Annotated in this window: 20 protein-coding genes; 14 read left to right on the top strand and 6 right to left on the bottom strand. The window is 69.5% G+C overall.

Translation table 11 applies throughout. The features are described from left to right. The first annotated feature begins 4 nt into the window (after window positions 1-4). The 5 genes from dhaK to QSK25_RS40350 all read left to right on the top strand — a co-directional run bounded on the left by dhaK (window position 5) and on the right by QSK25_RS40350 (window position 5,350). A complete protein-coding gene (gene dhaK / locus QSK25_RS40370; protein ID WP_285646476.1) occupies window positions 5-997 on the top strand; it encodes a dihydroxyacetone kinase subunit DhaK in 993 nt (330 codons plus the stop codon). A 1-nt stretch (window position 998) separates the two neighbouring features. Continuing rightward, window positions 999-1,625 (top strand): dihydroxyacetone kinase subunit DhaL, encoded by a 627-nt coding sequence (gene dhaL, locus QSK25_RS40365; protein ID WP_285646474.1) that lies wholly within the window; start codon window positions 999-1,001, stop codon window positions 1,623-1,625. Then, window positions 1,622-2,314, top strand: coding sequence for a dihydroxyacetone kinase phosphoryl donor subunit DhaM (gene dhaM, locus QSK25_RS40360; protein WP_285646473.1), 693 nt, complete (start codon window positions 1,622-1,624; stop codon window positions 2,312-2,314). The genes dhaL and dhaM overlap by 4 nt, the downstream gene beginning before the upstream one ends. A gap of 613 nt (window positions 2,315-2,927) precedes the next feature. Next, entirely contained in the window at window positions 2,928-4,703 is a 1,776-nt protein-coding gene (locus tag QSK25_RS40355) for a 3-hydroxyacyl-CoA dehydrogenase family protein (protein ID WP_285646472.1), read from the top strand. A 44-nt stretch (window positions 4,704-4,747) separates the two neighbouring features. Beyond that, window positions 4,748-5,350: a DUF3558 family protein gene (locus QSK25_RS40350; protein ID WP_285646471.1), complete on the top strand. Its 603-nt coding sequence runs from the start codon at window positions 4,748-4,750 to the stop codon at window positions 5,348-5,350. A 46-nt stretch (window positions 5,351-5,396) separates the two neighbouring features. Here the strand turns inward: QSK25_RS40350 and QSK25_RS40345 are convergent, their stop codons facing one another. Next, window positions 5,397-5,609 carry an FmdB family zinc ribbon protein gene (locus QSK25_RS40345; RefSeq protein ID WP_285646469.1) on the bottom strand — a complete coding sequence of 71 codons (213 nt, stop codon included), beginning with the start codon at window positions 5,607-5,609 and terminating at the stop codon, window positions 5,397-5,399. A 33-nt stretch (window positions 5,610-5,642) separates the two neighbouring features. On the opposite strand from QSK25_RS40345, the gene QSK25_RS40340 reads away from it, so the two are divergent. Next, on the top strand, window positions 5,643-5,936 hold the full coding sequence (locus QSK25_RS40340; RefSeq protein ID WP_285646468.1) for an Rv1322 family protein: 294 nt from the start codon (window positions 5,643-5,645) through the stop codon (window positions 5,934-5,936). A gap of 4 nt (window positions 5,937-5,940) precedes the next feature. Here QSK25_RS40340 and QSK25_RS40335 read toward each other — a convergent pair whose 3' ends face one another. Beyond that, window positions 5,941-6,633 carry an alpha/beta fold hydrolase gene (locus tag QSK25_RS40335; RefSeq protein WP_285646467.1) on the bottom strand — a complete coding sequence of 231 codons (693 nt, stop codon included), beginning with the start codon at window positions 6,631-6,633 and terminating at the stop codon, window positions 5,941-5,943. Next, window positions 6,630-7,178, bottom strand: a complete 549-nt coding sequence (locus tag QSK25_RS40330) for a GNAT family N-acetyltransferase (protein ID WP_285646466.1) — start codon at window positions 7,176-7,178, stop codon at window positions 6,630-6,632. Before QSK25_RS40330 ends, QSK25_RS40335 begins: the two co-directional genes overlap by 4 nt. A gap of 24 nt (window positions 7,179-7,202) precedes the next feature. On the opposite strand from QSK25_RS40330, the gene QSK25_RS40325 reads away from it, so the two are divergent. Next, complete coding sequence (locus QSK25_RS40325) at window positions 7,203-7,730, top strand: histidine phosphatase family protein (RefSeq protein WP_285646464.1); 528 nt, start codon at window positions 7,203-7,205, stop codon at window positions 7,728-7,730. Window positions 7,731-7,849: 119 nt separating this feature from the next. Here QSK25_RS40325 and QSK25_RS40320 read toward each other — a convergent pair whose 3' ends face one another. Together QSK25_RS40320 and ccrA are read right to left on the bottom strand one after the other, a co-directional pair. Next, window positions 7,850-9,205, bottom strand: a complete 1,356-nt coding sequence (locus tag QSK25_RS40320) for a coiled-coil domain-containing protein (RefSeq protein WP_285646463.1) — start codon at window positions 9,203-9,205, stop codon at window positions 7,850-7,852. Window positions 9,206-9,241: 36 nt separating this feature from the next. Continuing rightward, entirely contained in the window at window positions 9,242-10,555 is a 1,314-nt protein-coding gene (ccrA, locus tag QSK25_RS40315; protein ID WP_285646462.1) for a crotonyl-CoA carboxylase/reductase, read from the bottom strand. A gap of 163 nt (window positions 10,556-10,718) precedes the next feature. Between ccrA and QSK25_RS40310 the strand changes: the two genes are divergently transcribed. Continuing rightward, entirely contained in the window at window positions 10,719-11,078 is a 360-nt protein-coding gene (locus QSK25_RS40310; protein ID WP_285646461.1) for an SPW repeat protein, read from the top strand. A gap of 65 nt (window positions 11,079-11,143) precedes the next feature. Continuing rightward, window positions 11,144-11,692 (top strand): TetR/AcrR family transcriptional regulator, encoded by a 549-nt coding sequence (locus QSK25_RS40305; RefSeq protein WP_352236928.1) that lies wholly within the window; start codon window positions 11,144-11,146, stop codon window positions 11,690-11,692. On the opposite strand, the gene mce is transcribed toward QSK25_RS40305, so the two are convergent. Continuing rightward, complete coding sequence (gene mce / locus QSK25_RS40300) at window positions 11,681-12,127, bottom strand: methylmalonyl-CoA epimerase (RefSeq protein ID WP_285646459.1); 447 nt, start codon at window positions 12,125-12,127, stop codon at window positions 11,681-11,683. The two genes, QSK25_RS40305 and mce, sit on opposite strands and share 12 nt — an antisense overlap. A 125-nt stretch (window positions 12,128-12,252) precedes the next feature. Between mce and QSK25_RS40295 the strand changes: the two genes are divergently transcribed. The 5 genes from QSK25_RS40295 to QSK25_RS40275 all read left to right on the top strand — a co-directional run bounded on the left by QSK25_RS40295 (window position 12,253) and on the right by QSK25_RS40275 (window position 17,319). Then, a complete protein-coding gene (locus QSK25_RS40295; RefSeq protein ID WP_285646457.1) occupies window positions 12,253-13,443 on the top strand; it encodes an acetyl-CoA C-acetyltransferase in 1,191 nt (396 codons plus the stop codon). A gap of 11 nt (window positions 13,444-13,454) precedes the next feature. Beyond that, on the top strand, window positions 13,455-14,405 hold the full coding sequence (gene meaB / locus QSK25_RS40290) for a methylmalonyl Co-A mutase-associated GTPase MeaB (protein ID WP_285646455.1): 951 nt from the start codon (window positions 13,455-13,457) through the stop codon (window positions 14,403-14,405). Continuing rightward, on the top strand, window positions 14,402-15,010 hold the full coding sequence (locus QSK25_RS40285) for a hypothetical protein (RefSeq protein ID WP_285646454.1): 609 nt from the start codon (window positions 14,402-14,404) through the stop codon (window positions 15,008-15,010). Before meaB ends, QSK25_RS40285 begins: the two co-directional genes overlap by 4 nt. Before the next feature lie 150 nt (window positions 15,011-15,160). Then, on the top strand, window positions 15,161-16,675 hold the full coding sequence (locus tag QSK25_RS40280; RefSeq protein ID WP_285646452.1) for a sensor histidine kinase: 1,515 nt from the start codon (window positions 15,161-15,163) through the stop codon (window positions 16,673-16,675). Next, window positions 16,666-17,319: a response regulator gene (locus QSK25_RS40275; protein ID WP_285646450.1), complete on the top strand. Its 654-nt coding sequence runs from the start codon at window positions 16,666-16,668 to the stop codon at window positions 17,317-17,319. The genes QSK25_RS40280 and QSK25_RS40275 overlap by 10 nt, the downstream gene beginning before the upstream one ends. Window positions 17,320-17,472 lie beyond the last annotated feature (153 nt).

Below are 17,472 nucleotides of genomic sequence, written 5' to 3'. Positions count from 1 at the left end.
TTCGATGAAGAAGATCATCAATGATCCGGAAACCGTGGTGCAGGATGCTCTTCGGGGAATGCAGGCCGCCCATTCCGATCTGCTGACCGTGCACCACGACCCGGCGGTCATCGTGCGCGCGGACGCACCGGTCGCCGGCAAGGTCGCGCTCATCTCGGGCGGGGGCTCCGGCCACGAACCGTTGCACGGCGGCTTCGTCGGCAGGGGCATGCTCGCCGCGGCCTGCCCCGGCCCGGTCTTCACCTCGCCGACGTCGGACCAGGTGGTCGACGCGATCGCGCGCACCGACGGCGGCGCCGGTGCGTTGCTGATCGTGAAGAACTACACGGGCGACGTGCTGAACTTCGAGATGGCCGCCGAACTGGCGGAGACCGAAGTCCGCTCCGTCGTGATCGACGACGACGTGGCGGTGAAGGACTCGCTCTACACGGCGGGCCGCCGAGGCGTGGGCGGCACCGTCCTGCTGGAGAAGATCGTGGGCGCCGCGGCCGAACGGGGCGACGACCTGGCGGCGTGCGAGGCGCTGGCGTTACGGGTGATCGCGTCGGTCCGCTCGATGGGCCTGGCGCTCACCGCGTGCACGGTGCCGCACGTGGGCGAGCCGTCGTTCGAGCTGGCCGACGACGAGATGGAGATCGGCATCGGCATCCACGGCGAACCGGGCAGGCAGAAGGTGCCGGTGAGCACCGCGTCCGAGATGGTCGCGGCGTTGCTGGAGCCGATCCTGTCCGACCTGCCGTTCTCCTCCGGCGACCGGGTCCTGCTGTTCACCAACGGCATGGGCGGCACCCCGTTGATCGAGCTGTACCTGGCCCACGGCATCGCCGAACAACTGCTGGCCGACCGGGGCATCACGGTCGAACGCAGGCTCGTCGGCCCGTACATCACCAGCCTGGAGATGCAGGGCATGAGCATCACCCTGCTCCGCCTGGACGACGAGATGGTCGAACTCTGGGACGCGCCCGTCCACACGCCCGCACTGCGATGGGGAGTCTGAAGTGGGTTGCACGGCACAAGACGTGATCACGGCCGTACGAGCGGCAGCGGTCGTGATCCAGGACCACCGCGACGAACTGGTGCGCCTGGACCAAGCCATCGGCGACGCCGACCACGGCGAGAACATGAAGCGCGGCTTCACCGCCGTGGTGGCCCGCCTGGACGCAGAACCCCCGGACACCCCGGGCAAGGTCCTCAAACTGGTGGCCACCACCCTGATCTCCACCGTGGGCGGAGCAGCGGGCCCGCTCTACGGCACGGCGTTCCTGCGAGCGGCCTCAGCCGTGGGCGATGCGTCCGAACTGGACTGCGACACAGTGGCCCGAGCCCTGCAGGCAGCCCTCGACGGCGTGATAGCCAGAGGCAAAGCCGCGGTGGGCGACAAAACGATGGTCGACGCCCTGACCCCAGCCGTGGCAGCGGCCTCCTGCGCCGAAGGCACGGTGGCGGCGGCCCTCGCCGCAGCAGCGGACGCGGCAGCAGAAGGAGCCAACTCCACGGTCCCGATGGTCGCCCGCAAGGGCCGGGCCTCCTACCTGGGCGAGCGGAGCGCGGGCCACATGGACCCGGGCTCGAGGTCGACGGCCCTCCTGCTCCGCTCCTTCGCAGACACGGCAGCCAAGTCATGACCGCCCGTGTGGGCTTGGTCGTCGTCTCCCACAGCGACATGCTGGCCAACGGCGTGGCCGAACTGGCAACCCAAATGGCCCCGGACACCACAGTGATCCCAGTGGGCGGCACAGAAGAGGGAGGCCTCGGCACCGACTACAACGCAGTGGTCGAGGCCTTGACAGACGCCGACGCAGGCGCGGGCGTAGTGGTCCTCTACGACCTGGGCAGCGCCAAGATGACAGCGGAGATGGCCGTCGAGTCAGCAGACGACCCGACCCGCTACGCAGTGGTGGACGCCCCTCTCGTCGAAGGAGCGGTAGCCGCAGCCGTAGCGGCCCAAGGCGGCGCCACCCTTGCCGACGTGGCCACCACAGCAGAGGGGGCCTCAGGAGAAACCCCGGCCCCCACACCCCAACGCCCAGCATTACACCTGGTCCCAGACGCCACGACGGCAGAAGTCCTGCTCACCAACGAGGTGGGCCTGCACGCCCGCCCAGCAGCCCTGCTGGCCCGCACCGTGGCAGAGCTGGATGCCGACGTGACCATCCGCTACGGCACAGAAGAGGCCAACGCAGCCAGCGTCCTGGCACTCATGGGCCTGAGCGCACCAGGCGGCAAGTCCATCACGGTGGTGGCCACGGGCAAGGACGCGGCGGAGGCGGTGCGCCGAATCGAGGAGCTGGCCGAAAGGGGCTTCGACGACTGAACGCCGCACAGGGCGAGGCGCCCAGTGGCTCGAGCGCAACGATGCCGCAGGCGAGGCCGACCGAGTCGTAAAGCATCGCGATGGCGCAGCCGAGCCCGCCAAGACCCAACGGCAATGCCGCAGGCGAGGCGTCAGTCTTGGCTGGACCGTCGAGCCGGTGTGGTGACGTACGCACTCAACCCAGCCATGCACCCGAAGGGATTGGGGCTTGACTTCGGGTACGAGGTGCTACCCCTCGCGGATCGGCCGGGCGCTTTTCAGCCCGGCTTTTCCGGTCCGACCAGCGCCTCGCAAGGGCCCCGAAGTCAAGCCCCGATCCCTATCGTCGCGAAGCGGCGATGACGAAACCAAAGCTCGTCAAAGTCTCTGCACCAAACCCGCCCACTCCCAGAGGTGACGGACCAGAGCCACCCCGATCAGCCCAACACAAGCGTTCCCCCACACGGGTTCAACAGGCGAAACCCCGGATCTGGCCGTTTCCTAGACCGATAACTGTTTCGATCCCGATGGCGAAGCTCACGACCCCACGACCCACCATGAGTGGCATAGTCGCCCGCAAGTTACTCCTTGGTAGCCCACCAGAAAGCCCATGCAAGACCGCAGGGAGGTCGCAGTGGCGCGCGAGATCACCACCGTCGGAGTCGTCGGCTTCGGAACCATGGGCGCGGGCATCGTGGAGGTACTGGCGCGCACCGGCCTGACGGTCAAGGTCGTGGAAGCGGACACCGTCGGCATCGACCGCGGCCTCGACCACCTCGAGCACTCCACCGCCCGAGCCGTGAAGCGCGAAAAGCTCACCCCGCAGGACAAAACCGCACTCCACGCCCGCGTCACCACGAGCCTCGACCTGAGCACCCTCAAGGACTGCGACCTCGTCATCGAGGCGGTCCCGGAGAGCGTCGAGCTCAAGACCAGGATCTTCAAGGAACTGGACGAGATCCTCGACCCGGAAGCGATCATCGCGTCCAACACCTCGTCCCTCAGCATCACCGAGATCGGCGTGGTGACGAAGCGGCCAGGCAAGGTCGTGGGCCTGCACTTCTTCAACCCCACGCAGGTGCTGAAGCTGGTCGAGGTCGTGCGCACGGTCGTCACCGAGCCCGACGTGATCACGGACGTGGTCGCGTTCACCGAGAGCCTCGGCAAGTCGCCGGTCGTGATCGGCGACAGGGCCGGGTTCATCGCGAACGCGCTGCTGTTCCCGTACCTCAACCACGCCGTGAAGATGCTGGAGTCCAGGTACGCCACTCGTGAGGACCTCGACGCGGCCATGCGGTACGGCTGCGGTTATCCGATGGGACCGTTGGCGCTGCTGGACCTCATCGGTCTCGACACTGCGTACGAGATCCTCGACACGATGTACCACCAGTCGCGCAACAGGTTGCACTCGCCGGCGCCGCTGCTCAAGCAGATGATCACGGCCGGTCTCCTGGGCAGGAAGACGGGCCGCGGTTTCTACACCTACGACGGGCCGGACTCGCCGACCGTCGTCGAAGACGCGCAGACTCCGTCCAAAAAGGACGCATCGACGCAAACCCGGGACGTCCAACGGGTCGGTGTCATCGGCACCGGCACGATGGCGACCGGCATCGCCGAGGTGTTCGCCAAGCGCGGGTACGACGTGGTCCTCAGGGCGCGGGGTCTCGACAAGGCGGAGAAGGCGATCGGCGCGGTGCGCAAGTCGCTGGACCGCGCGGTCAGCAAGGGCAAACTCGCGGAAGCCGACCGCGACGCGACGCTCGCGCGTATCTCGCCCGCGGTGGAGTTCGTGGAACTCGCGGACTGCGACCTGGTCGTCGAGGCGGTGGCCGAGGAGATCGGGATCAAGAAGGAGGTCTTCGCGGCGCTCGACGAGGTGTGCAAGCCGGGTGCGGTGCTCGCGACGACCACGTCGTCGTTGCCGGTCATCGAGGTCGCGGCGGCCACGAGCAGGCCTGCGGACGTCGTCGGCCTGCACTTCTTCAACCCCGCGCAGGTCATGAAGCTGGTCGAGGTCGTGGAGACGATCTCCACCAGCGCCGACGTGGTGGCGACGGCCCGCAAGATCTGCCTCGACCTCGGCAAGCACCCCGTGCACTGCGGGGACGTGGCCGGGTTCATCGTGAACGCGCTGCTGTTCCCCTACCTCAACGACGCGGTGAAGATGCTGGAGGCCCACTACGCCGAGGCCGACGACATCGACAACGCCATGAAGGTCGGCTGCGGGTTGCCGATGGGACCGTTCGCGCTGCTCGACGTCGTGGGGCTGGACGTGTCGCTGGCGATCCAGCGGACGCTCTACAACGAGTTCCGCGAGCCCGGGTTCGCGCCGGCGCCGCTGCTGGAACACCTGGTCACGGCCGGTCGGCTCGGCCGCAAGACGGGCAAGGGGTTCCGCGACTACTCGTGAGCCGCTCACAGGGGCACCATGTCGTGTCTGGCATCGTGGGTGCCATGCGTCGACTGGTGCTCCTGTTGGCTGTCCTCGTGCTCGCGTCCGGGTGTGCCCGGACGACCGTCGAGGGCAGTCCCGTCGCGCAACCGGTGCTCGACGTCGCCTCGCCCTTCGAGCAGAAGGACCCCGGCACCGACTCGAGCGAGTCCGAGGACCCGGACAACCCGGAGGACCCCGAGAACGCGCCGATCGACGGCGAGATCACGCCCACCTGCGCCAAGCTCAAGTGGACGGACCTGCCCTACCCCGGCGCCAAGGCCGAGACGCCGCCCACCCAGATCAACTACGACTCGACGTTCGAGGAGTCGTGCCGGTGGACCACGAAGGTCGACAACGTCGAGGTCGGCGTCTCGCTGCGCGTCCGCGAGGGCAAGCAGATCACCATCGAGCGCACCACCGGCGAGTGGGACGTGAAGGACCACAAGGTCTCGTACCTCGACCGCACGGGCGAGGAGGACGTCGAACCGTCCTGCGTGGTCGCCCTGCCCTACAACGGCGGCGGGCTCGGGATCATCGTCATCGACTCGACGGGCAAGTTCGGCAGCGTCTGCGACCAGGGCCGCAAGATCGCCGAAGTGATGATCGACCGCGAGACCGCCTGACCGGGCCCAGCCGCCCCGGCAGCCGCACCCTCAGCCGCACGGCCGTCTAGCCGCAGCAGCCCCCACCGCAGCACCCGCCACCGCCGCCGCCACCACCGGGCGCGGCCTGTTGCGTGCCCCCGATCCCGGCCATGGACAGCAACTTCACCGTGTCGGGGTGGCCCTCGGGACAGTTCGCGGGCGATGAGGACTCGCTCATCGGGCGCTGCACGTCGAAGGTGTCGTCGCAGGTTCGGCAACGGAACTCGTAGGTCGGCACGAGCTGATTCTACGAGCGATTACCGTTGTGGCCGTGCCTCGTCGTAACAGTCCCAAGCCAGAAGAACCCCGGCCCCTCGGGGGCGGTGTCGGCTGGGCGCGCGCCGAGTCGGGTCCGGACGGCGAGTGGCTGGTCCGCGCCATCTCCGGCGCGCAGGCGCAGAAGACCTACCGGTGCCCGGGTTGCGACCACGAGATCCGCCCCGGCGTCGCGCACGTCGTGGCGTGGCCCGCGCAGGAGTCCGGCTCGGTCGACGAACGCAGGCACTGGCACCAGGCGTGCTGGGACTCGCGCGGCCGGCGTGGCCCGACCGCGCGCCGCTGGTAGCGGCCTAAATCCCCACCTGTCCGCGCCACCGCTCGAGCCGGGCCCGGAACTCGCCGGGTTGCTCGACGGGCGGCAGGTGCCCGGCGTTCTCGATGCGTTCGCTGGTCGAGCGGCGGAGCGTCACGGCGAGCTTCGCGGCCACGTCCGGAGGCGTGATCCGGTCGTGCTCGCCGACGAGCACCAGCGACGGGACGTCCAACGACTCCAGCAGGTCCGTCGAGTCCGGCCGCTTCGCCATCGCGCGCTGCCACCACGCCACGTCCTCGGCGCGCTGTTCCAGGACCATGGTGCGGACCAACGCCCGCGCCGTGTCCGAGGCGTCCGGGCCGAGCAGGTTCGGCAGCATCGCCTCGACGAGCCACTCGCCGACGCCGTCGCGTTCGACGCGGTCCGCCATGGCGTGCCGGTTCGCGACGGCCTCGGGTGCGTCCGCGGTGTGCTTGGTGTCGACGAAGACCAGGCCCTTCACGCGTTCCGGCGCCCGCCGCAGCAACGCCATCGCCACGTACCCGCCCATCGAGCACCCACCGAGCAGCACCTTCTCGAGGCCGCGTTCGTCGAGCACACCCAGGACCTGGTCCGCCACGGTGCCGAGGTCGGGTTGGCCGTGGCCGCGCAACGACGGCGTCAGCGCACCCGGCACGTCCCACATCCGCGCGTCGAGCGGAAAGGCGTGCAGCAGCACCAGGTCGTTCATCGGCTCTCCCACTCCGGCGCCAGCACCGACCACACCTCGAGGTCCTGCCGGACCCCGCGGTACTCGTGGTGCGAGCGCAGCACTCCGTCCCGGGTCATCCCGAGCCGCCGCGCGACCGCGATGCTGGACTCGTTGCGCGACGACACCATCCACTCAACCCGATGCACGCCACGCTCGCGAATCGCCCAGTCGATCAACACGCTCGCCGCCCGCGTGACCAGGCCGCGCCCCGTGGCCGACGGTTCCAGCCAGCACCCGACCTCCACGCGCCCCTGCGGGATGTCCATTATCCGGAACAGCACACCGCCGACCAGTTCGTCGTCGACCCAGATCCCGAAGATCCGCCCGACGTCGGCCGCGGCCTTGTCCGCGTACCCCTGCAACAGGGTGCGCGCGCTCTCCAGGTCCTTGGCGGCGTTGGCGAACCCGATGTGCTCGCCGATGTAGTCCCGTCCACGCTCCATGTGCGCGAAGAACTCCTCGGCCCGCCACGGTTCCAACGGCCGCAGCTCGGCGCCGTCGTCACCCAGCGACTTCACGAACATCCTGTTCCCCCAAGATGGTGAGTTGTGCCCACACGAATCGTATTGGTGCGTCACGCGCAATCCGTCCCGCCGCGCTTCGGCGAGGACGACGACGACACCCGGCCCCTCGCACCGGCCGGACTGGTGGCGGCGGACGAGTTGGTGTCGCGGCTCGTGCCTTACGAGCCGGCGGTGGTGCTGTCCAGCCCGCAGATGCGAGCGGTGCAGACCGTGCGGCCCACGGCCGACGCGCTGGGACTCCCGGTCGTCACGTGGCCCGAGCTGCGCGAGTGGGAGCCGGGGTTGCTGCCGACGCCGGACTGGGAGGTGCTTTACGCGCGCAGCTGGGCCGACCCGTCGTGGGTGTACGGGGCGGGGGAGAGCCTGGACGCGCTGACCAGGCGCGCCGGGGACGCTCTGGCGCGCATCGGGGTCGAGTACCCGGACGTGACGGTGCTCGTGGGGTCGCACGGGACGTTCGTGTCGCGTGCGTTGATCGCGGTGGGGCGGCACGCCGACTTCGACTCGTGGCGCGCGATGCCCATGCCCGCGATCTACGAGGTCACGGCCTGAGCGCCGAAAATTGTCGGTGCCGGCTGGGATAATTGAAATCAGGGGTCCCCCTGGGCGGGGGACCCCTGCGTGAGCTTGGGCTTCCGGGCTTCCGGGTGTCGGGGCTTCAGCTCAGGACGTCAGGGCTTCTTGGCGGTCTGCGGCCGGGCGAGCTTGGCCGTGGGACCGTCCAGTTGAGGTGCCTGGGCGGGCTTGTTCTGCGCCGCCGGCTGGGCCTGCGGAGGCTGGGGCTGAGCGGGCGCGGCCTGCTTGGGCTGAGCCGGTGCGGCTGCAGGTGCCGGAGCCTGGGCTGGTGCCTGGGATGCCGGAGCCGAGGCCTGGGCCGGTGCGGCTGCCGCAGGCTGGGCCGGTGCCTGATGCGCCTGAGGTGCCGGAACGGCCTGGGTGGGCGCAGGTGCCGGAACGGCCTGGGCAGGTGCCGGAGCGCCCGGAGCGGTCTGCGCCGGCGGCACCGGGCCCGCCTGTGCCGCGGCCTTCTCCTCCTCCACCGGGTCGAGCAGCGGCACGACCTCCTGCAACGCCGTGCGCACGTTGTGGAGCTGGTGCGAGAGGCGGTTGCGGAGGTTGCGGAGCTGGTCGACCCGCTGGGTCGCGGCGGTCGTGCGGCGGTTGGCTTCCTCGGTGGCCTCGCGGACGCGGCGGTTCGCCTCGTCGGTGGCTTCCTGGATGCGCGCGGTGGCCTCGGTGACCGAGTCGTGGCGGCGGCGATTGGCCTCTTCGGTGGCCTCGCGGATGCGGCGTTCGGCGTCGGCCTTCGAGGTGGCCTGCTCCTGGGCGATGAGAGCGCGGACGCGGGCGGCCTCTTCGGCGGCCTCGCGCAGACGGCGGTCCGCCTCGCTCTTGGAGGTGGCCTCCTGGGTGGCGAGGGTGGCCATCGCCTCGGAGCGGCGGGCGGCCATCGCGATCTCGAAGTCCTCCTCGACGGTCACGCGGCGCTGCTCGGACTCGTCGGCGATCTTGCGGGCGGCGCTCTCGGCCTCGGAGACGATCTTCTCGGCCTCGGAGCGCGCGGTCTCGAGGACGCCCTTGTGCTCCGCCTCCATGGCGGCGCGGCGCTCGTCGAGTTCGGCGATCAGCTTCTCGTAGCGCTGGCGCAGGACGCTCGCGTCGGCTTCCGCCTTGGCGCGGATGTGGCCGCCCTCGGCTTCGGCGCGGGCCTTGATCTCGTTGGCCTCGTCCTGGGCCAGCCGCAGCATGCGCTGGAGGCGCTCGGAGAGCCCCTCCAGCGTCGTCGGCGGCAGCGACAGGCGCTCCACCTGGTTGCGCATCTCGGTGATCTCCGAGCGGGCGGCTTCCAGCTGGCGCGCCAGATCTGACGTCTGGGACACGGCGGCATCGCGGTCCGCGGCGAGCAGCCGCAGGTCCGAGTCGAGGCGTTCGAGATGATCCTCGACCTGGGCGCGGTCATAACCGCGCTTGACGATGTCGAAGCCGGATCCCAGAGGGACGAGGTCACGGTCGTCGGCGAGGCCCATGACCTTCACGCTACCCGTTCGGGTAACCCCGGAAGGTCACACACCCCGGAATCGATTGATAGCTGTGAGGTGCTTCGCGCGCAGTTCGTGATCCAACACACCAAGACCTTCTTCCGGCGCAAGGCAGAGCACGCCGACCTTGCCCTGGTGGGCGTTGCGGTGCACGTCGTGCGCGGCCTGGCCCGTTTCGTCCATTGAGTACACCTTGGACACAGTCGGGTGGATCTTTCCCTTGGCGATCAACCGGTTCGCCTCCCACGCCTCGCGGTAGTTCGCGAAGTGCGAGGAGAGGATGTGCTTGAGGTTCATCCAGAGGTAGCGGTTGTCGTACTGGTGCATGTACCCGGAGGTCGACGCGCACGTCACGATCTTGCCGCCCTTGCGCGCCACGAACACCGATGCGCCGAACGTCTCGCGGCCGGGGTGCTCGAACACGATGTCCGGGTCCTCGCCGCCGGTCAGCTCGCGGATCTTCGCGCCGAACCGCTTCCACTCGCGCGGGTCCTGCTCGTGCTCGTTCTTCCAGAACTTGTAGCCCTCCGCCGAACGATCGATGATCAGTTCGGCGCCCATGGAACGAACGATCTCCGCCTTCTCCGGCGACGACACGACGCACACGGGCGTGGCGCCACCGTTCAGCGCGAACTGCGTGGCGTAGGAACCGAGCCCGCCGGACGCGCCCCAGATCAGCACGGTGTCGCCCTGCTTCATGTTCGCGCCGTTGGTCGACACGAGCTGCCGGTACGCCGTGGAGTTCACGAGACCGGGAGACGCGGCCTCCTCCCACGTGAGGTGGCGCGGCATCGGCATCAGCTGGTTCGACTTCACCAGCGCGAGGTCCGCGAGGCCGCCGAAGTTCGTCTCGAAACCCCAGATCCGCTGCTGCGGGTCGAGCATCGTGTCGTTGTGCCCGTCCGGCGCCTCCAGCGGCACGTCCAGACAGTGCGCCACGACGCGGTCGCCCGGCTTCCAGGCGGTGACGCCGGGACCGACGCGCACGACGACACCGGCCAGGTCCGAGCCCACGACGTGGTACGGCAGGTGGTGCTTGCCGCCCAGCTTCTTCAGGAACCCGAACGTCGAGACCGGCTCGAAGATCGACGTCCAGACGGTGTTGTAGTTGATCGCGGACGCCATGACCGCGACCAGCGCCTCGCCCGGCCCCAGTTCGGGCGTGGCGACCTCGTCGACGTGCAGCGACTTGCGAGGGTCTTTGTCCCTCGTCTCAAGGCCTGAGAACATCTCGGCCTCGTCCGCGTGCACGGTCACGCCCCGATAGCTCTCCGGAACGTCCAACGAACCGATCGCGTCCAGCTCGTCGGCCAGGATCGCGTCAAGGATCTTCTGCACGGCGGCATTCCTTCCCGAGTGAGGGATAGTCGCAGGTTGCCGGAGGTTACTCAGTAGTAACCGATTCAGAATCCCGCTTGTGAGGGATTCCACTCGGAAGAGTTGACCGGGCGGCCAACCAAGGAGGAGCATCGAGGGTGTCGAGAAGGAGGAGGTGGTGGAGATGACCAAGGCGTGGACCAGGTGGCAGGACTGGGCCGAGGTGGCGATCGGCGTGCTGGTGCTGCTGTCTCCGCTCGTCGTGGACACCTCGAACGCGGCCATGTGGACGATGATCGTGCTCGGCGCGCTCATCGCGATCGACGGACTCGTCGACCTGGCCGTGCCCGCGCTGATCTACGGGGAGTACGTGCAGATGGTGCTCGGCGCACTGCTGTTCATCTCGCCGTGGGTGATGGGCTACAGCGACCTGATGGCGGCCTCGTGGGTCTCCTGGGTCGGTGGCGTGCTCACCGTGGCCGCGGGGGCGCTGGCGATGCCCTCCGCGAACGCCGCGCACTCGGCGGCGGCACAACCGCACTGATCAGGCAAGCAAACCTGCGGGCCCAGGACCGTTCTTGGGCCCGCACCACCGTGGAGGCGGAGCGCGTGGAGGATTCGGCCAGGGAGCGCATCCTGACCGCGGCCGAGGAGCTCTTCGCCGACGGGGGTTTCGACGCCACGCCGACGTCGAAGATCGCCGAACGCGCCGGCGTGCCCAAGGGCCTGGTGCACTACTACTTCAACCGCAAGAAGGACCTGCTGGCCGCGTTGGTCGCACGCCTGCCGGACAGCACGGTCGACCACCGCAGGGTCGTCGTCGCGGGAGACGTCGCGGAGTCGTTGAGAAGGCTCGTCGCCGCGCTCGACGCCCGTCTGAACGCCTCGCCGCTGCTCTCGCACCTGCTGTGGCGGGAAGCGGACACGCACGAGGCAGTCCGCGACGCCATGCACGCCCGCTACGCGAACGTCGCCGCGCAGATCAAGCAGGTCATCCTCGCCGCGGGCGGGGCGGCCGTCGCGCTCAGGGACGTCGAGGCCGCCGCGGCCCTGCTCGCCCTCGCCGTCAGCTACCGGCACTCGGTGGCCCGGCACAGCGCCGAGGACGACCCGATCGACAGGGAGCTGGACTTCGTCGCCGGCGCCCTAGTGCGCTGACGCGGCGGGCTCGACCAGCTCGATGAGCACGCCACCCGCGTCCTTGGGGTGCACGAAGTTCACCCGGCTGTTCGACGTCCCGCGCCGCGCCTGGTCGTAGAGCAACCGCAGCCCCTTGGCCCGCAGTGCGTCGGCGGCAACGTCCACATCGGACACCCGGTACGCGAGCTGCTGCAGGCCGGGGCCGGACCGGCCGATGAACTTGGCGATCGTGGAGTCCTCGTTCAACGGCGCCAGCAGCTGGATCGCGGTGCCGGCGGCGTCACCGGGCGCGTGCAGCATCGCCTCGCGCACACCCTGCTCCTCGTTCACCTCTTCGTGCGCCACTTCCAGCCCGAAGTTGTCGACGTAGAACGCGATGGCCACGTCGAGGTCTGGCACCGCGATGCCCACGTGGTCGACCGCGGTCACGAATCGAGCGATGTCTGCGTTCATGGAGGCGAAGGGTATCTACCTGATCGGTGCAGGTGCCCCTGTGCGGGGTCTCACACGATTACCGCCCAGTAGGCGCAGGTATGGTGCCTAGTTAACGACCGTTCGCTCTTCCAATGGAGGCAGTTGTGTCCGGTTCCGTGATCGTCGCCGGGGCGCGCACCCCGATGGGCCGACTGCTGGGATCGCTCAAGGACTTCTCGGGCGCCCAGCTGGGTGGCGTCGCGATCAAGGCGGCACTGGAACGCGCGGGCGTCGCCCCCGAGCAGGTGCAGTACGTGATCATGGGTCAGGTGCTCACCGCCGGCGCGGGCCAGATCCCCGCCCGCCAGGCCGCCGTGGCCGCGGGCATCCCGATGAACGTGCCGGCGCTGACCATCAACAAGGTCTGCCTGTCCGGCATCGACGCGATCGCGCTGGCCGACCAGCTGATCCGCGCCGGTGAGTTCGACGTCGTCGTGGCCGGTGGCCAGGAGTCGATGACGCAGGCGCCGCACCTGCTGCCGAAGTCGCGCGGCGGGTTCAAGTACGGCGACGTGACGATGCTCGACCACATGGCGCACGACGGGCTGTTCTGCGCGTTCGACCAGGTCGCGATGGGCGTCTCGACGGAGAAGCACAACGAGCGCTACGGCGTCACGCGCGAGGAGCAGGACGCGTTCTCCGCGCGGTCGCACCAGCTCGCCGCGAAGGCCGCCGAGAACGGCGTGTTCGACGCCGAGATCGCGCCGGTCGCGATCCCGCAGCGCAAGGGCGACCCGATCCTGTTCTCGACGGACGAGGGCGTTCGCGGCGACACGACCACCGAGACCCTCGGCAAGCTGCGCCCTGCGTTCGCCGCGGACGGCACGATCACCGCGGGTTCGGCGTCGCAGATCTCCGACGGTGCCGCGGCGGTCGTGGTGATGAGCAAGGCCAAGGCCGAGGAACTGGGCCTGGAGTGGATCGCGGAGATCGGCGCCCACGGCGTCGTCGCGGGTCCCGACGCCTCGCTGCACGAGCAGCCGTCCAACGCCATCAGGGCCGCCTGCGCCAAGGAGGGCATCGACCCCGCCGACCTCGACCTGATCGAGATCAACGAGGCGTTCGCGGCGGTCGGCATCGTCTCCACGAAGAAGCTCGGGATCTCCGAGGACAAGGTCAACGTCAACGGCGGCGCCATCGCGCTCGGCCACCCGATCGGCATGTCCGGCGCCCGCATCGCCCTGCACCTCGCTCTCGAGCTGCAGCGGCGTGGTGGCGGCGTGGGTGCCGCGGCGCTGTGCGGTGGTGGTGGTCAGGGCGACGCTCTGATCATCCGCGTGCCCGCCAAGGCCTAATCTCCTCGGCTGTGGCCAAAGCCGTTGACGTAGAAGGACTGGTCGACCGCGCGCGTGACGGCGAGCCGCGCGCGGTCGCCAGGCTGATCTCCCTGGTGGAACAGGCGAGCGAGGCGCTGCCCGAGGTGGCGGCCGCGCTCGCGCCCCACACGGGGCACGCCCAGGTCATCGGCCTGACCGGGGCTCCGGGGGTCGGCAAGTCGACCTCCACCAATGCCCTCGTGCGGGCCTTCCGGGACCAGGGCAAGCGGGTCGCGGTCATCGCCGTCGACCCGTCCAGCCCGTTCTCCGGCGGCGCCCTGCTGGGCGACCGCGTGCGGATGGGCGACCACGCGACGGACCCCGGCGTGTTCATCCGCTCGATGGCCACCCGCGGCCACCTCGGCGGACTCTCGTGGGCGACCCCGCAGGCGTTGCGGGTGCTCGACGCGGCCGGTTTCGACGTCGTCCTCGTGGAGACCGTCGGCGTCGGCCAGTCCGAGGTCGAGATCGTGGCGCTCGCCGACACGACGATCGTGCTGCTCGCGCCCGGCATGGGCGACGGCATCCAGGCCGCGAAGGCGGGCATCCTGGAGATCGCCGACGTCTTCGTGGTCAACAAGGCCGACCGCGACGGCGCCGACCAGACCGCTCGCGACCTCAAGTACATGATCTCGCTGGGCCGCCGCGACCGCGAAGGCCCGCTGTGGCGCCCACCCGTCGTGAAGACCGTGGCCGCGCGCAACGAGGGCCTGGACCAGGTCGTCACCGCGATCGGCGAGCACCACGCGTGGATGGCCGAGCACGGCGAACTCCACGAGCGCCGCCTGCGCCGCGCGGGGGCCGAGATCGAGGTGATCGCGGTGGAACGCGTCCGCACCCGGTTCGGCGGAACGGACGAGCTCGCGAAGCGCGTCGTCGCGGGTGAACTCGACCCGTTCGCCGCGGCCGAGCAGTTGATCAGCGGTAACCTGCGGCCATGACCGCTTGGGGACCGCCTCCGCCCGTCATCATCGACCTCGGCAAGAGCGACACCCGCAAAGTCCTGATCGGCGGCTCGGTCGCCGGAATCCTCGGCATCCTCGCCCTGGTCGGCGCGGTCACGGCGTTCCTCGACGGCGAGCCCGTCGGCGGCAGCATCGCGGCCGTCATCGGCATCGCGTTCACCTTCATCGGCGTGATGGCCGTGGTGAAGTGGAAGACGATCTCCCGCCCGCGCAAGCTGATCATCGAGCAGCAGGGCATCCGCCTGGACGACCCGCAGGGCGCGCCGTGGGCCGTGGCCTGGCAGGAACTGGGCGCGATCTCGATCTCCCGCACGCAGGAACGCGCCGTGCAGCTCGCGGACGCCCTGGTGCGCCGCACGCTGGTCCGCGTAGACCTGCACCCGCGCGACCCACAGCGGTTCCGCCCGGCGCACCCGACGATGGAGCCCATGTGGGAGTTCCACCGCGTGCAGAACGGCTACCGGCTGCCGCTCGGTGACTCGGCGGGGTTCATCGCCCCGATCGACCAGGGACTGCGGACGTTCGCCCCGCAGATCTACCGCGGCGTGATCGACGAGGGCTTCACCGTCGGCCTGCACTGAGCGTGACGATCCGCCATCCAAGACGCCTCTCTACTCTCAGTAGTCCCAAAGTTCACTGTTTGCAGTGATGGTCTCCCCCTTGACTACTCAGGGGAGTTACCCTCAGTCGTTCGTGCGGTGTCACTTCTAACCCCCAAAGGGGTGAAGGCCGTGGGCGGCAACGTGAGCACAGAACAGCGGGTTCTGGACGTCGTGCTGTCCTTCGCCGAGGACGACACGCTCCCCGAACTCCTCCGCCACGTCGTCGAATCGGCCTGTGAACTCGTCGGTGCCCCCTACGGCGCGTTATCGGTGATCGACGGCCACCGCGAACTCACCGAGTTCACCGCCCGCCACGACGGCCAGGTCCAGATCACCTCGGGAGACCCGCGCTCGATCACCGCCGCCGACTTCCTGGGCGCACCGATCAAGGTCCACGACGAGACGTTCGGCAACCTCTTCCTGAGCGGCAAGGCCGAGTTCACCAGCCAGGACCGCGACGTCCTGCACGCACTCGCCACCGCGGCGGGCAGCGCCGTCGGCCACCTCGACCGCTACGAACGAACCCGCAAACGCGAGGTCTGGCTGCGCGCCGCAGCAGAAGTGACCACCGACCTGCTGTTGGGCACGAACGGCCGTGACGCCCTCTACCGCGTGGTGAAGGCCGCGCGAAGGACAGCGCACGCGGACTTCGCGGCGTTGGTCCTGCCCGATCACAACGGCGACCTCGTCATCGAGGTGACCGTGGGCGGCACCTACGACGCCGAAGGCATGCGCGTGCCCAAGGAGGGCACCGCCACGTACCGCGTCTACGAGTCGGGCATGGGCGAGTGCCACGACGAGGGCACGCTCCCCGAGGTGCCGGGCCCGTGCGCGGTCGTCCCGATGAAGGTGGGCGACCGCACCATCGGCGTGCTCCTGGTGACCCGCCTGCCGGACGAACCGAGCTTCGACGACCCGGACCTGATCGAGACCTTCGCCGCCCAGGCCGCCCTGGTCCTCGAATTCACCAGGGCCAGAGGAGACACCGAACGCCTGGCAGTCCTCGAGGACCGCGACCGCATTGCAAGAGACCTGCACGACCTCGTCATCCAACGCCTCTTCGGCCTGGGCCTCGGCCTGCAGGGCCTCACCGGCATGAGCAGCGGTAGACCCCAGGTCGTGGAACGGATCAGCGGTTTCGTGGAGGAGGTGGACCACACGATCCGGGAGATCCGCCGCACCATCTTTTCGTTGCAGGAACCCCCGTCCGGCAGCACGAGCCTGCGCGGCCAGCTCCTCAACGCCGTCCACGACTCAGCCCGCCTCCTCGGCTTCGAACCGGACGTCTCCCTGGAAGGGCCGTTGGACACGGTGGTCCCGGACCAGGTCAGACCCGACCTCCTGGCCACCCTCCGCGAAGCGCTCACCAACGTGGTCCGCCACGCGCGCGCGAAACACGTGGCCGTGGCCGTGACCGTCGACCGCACGGTGTCGAGCCTCGAACTGCTCGTCAAGGACGACGGCCGCGGCTTGCCGTTGTCTGACGATTCCGCGGGCCAACCCCACCACGCGGGAGGACTGGCCAACATGGCGGCGCGAGCACGCCGCCACCACGGCGACTGCGCCGTGGACTCGATCCCCGGCGCGGGGGTGAGCGTCACCTGGTTCGTCCCACTGGTGCTGCAGGAGGCGAGATGGCGATAGCGGTGCTCTTGGTGGACGACCACGAGATCGTGAGACGAGGCCTCGTCCAACTGCTGGCACAAGCGGAGGACGTGGACGTCGTGGGCCAGGCGGACAGCGCGGCCGCCGCGATAGCCCAGGCTTCACACCTCAAGCCCGACGTGGCGATCATCGACGTCCGCCTCCCCGACGGCGACGGCGTCACGGTGTGCCGGGAGATCCGGAGCCTGGTCCAGCCCCCGCCGGCCTGCCTGATGCTGACGTCCTATTCGGACGACGAGGCCCTCTTCGGCGCGATCATGGCGGGCGCCTCGGGCTACATGCTCAAGGAGGTCTCCGGCAACGACCTGGTGGCGGCCGTCCGCACCCTCGCCTCAGGCGGCAGCCTCCTGCACGCCGGCGTGACGGCCACCGTCCTGCAACGGCTTCGGGGCGGCCCGGAGGAAGACCCGCGCTACGCCGCGTTGAGCCCGCAGGAACGCCGCATCCTCGACCTGATCGCCGAGGGCATGACCAACCGGCAGATCGCGAACCGCCTGTTCCTGGCGGAGAAGACCGTGAAGAACTACGTGTCCTCACTGCTGCACAAACTCGGCTTCGACCGCCGCACCGAGGCGGGCGTCTACGCGGCCCGGCGCAGACGCACCCACCCAGGCACGTTCTGACGCACGCTCCCGCAAGGGTCACCTCGGGTTTTGGCTCCCCCGCGACCCAACGTACCGGCGGGGTCTGACACTCCCGCCCAACCGCAGCCGCCTATGCAGGCCGACGACCGCCCAAGCCTGGCGCGGTGCCAACTGCGATCGCCGATGCAGGGC

Source organism: Lentzea sp. NBRC 102530 (assembly GCF_030269365.1).
Classification (GTDB): domain Bacteria; phylum Actinomycetota; class Actinomycetes; order Mycobacteriales; family Pseudonocardiaceae; genus Lentzea.
Note: the sequence above shows the minus strand (reverse complement) of the source record. Positions and strands in the feature narration are given on the sequence as shown.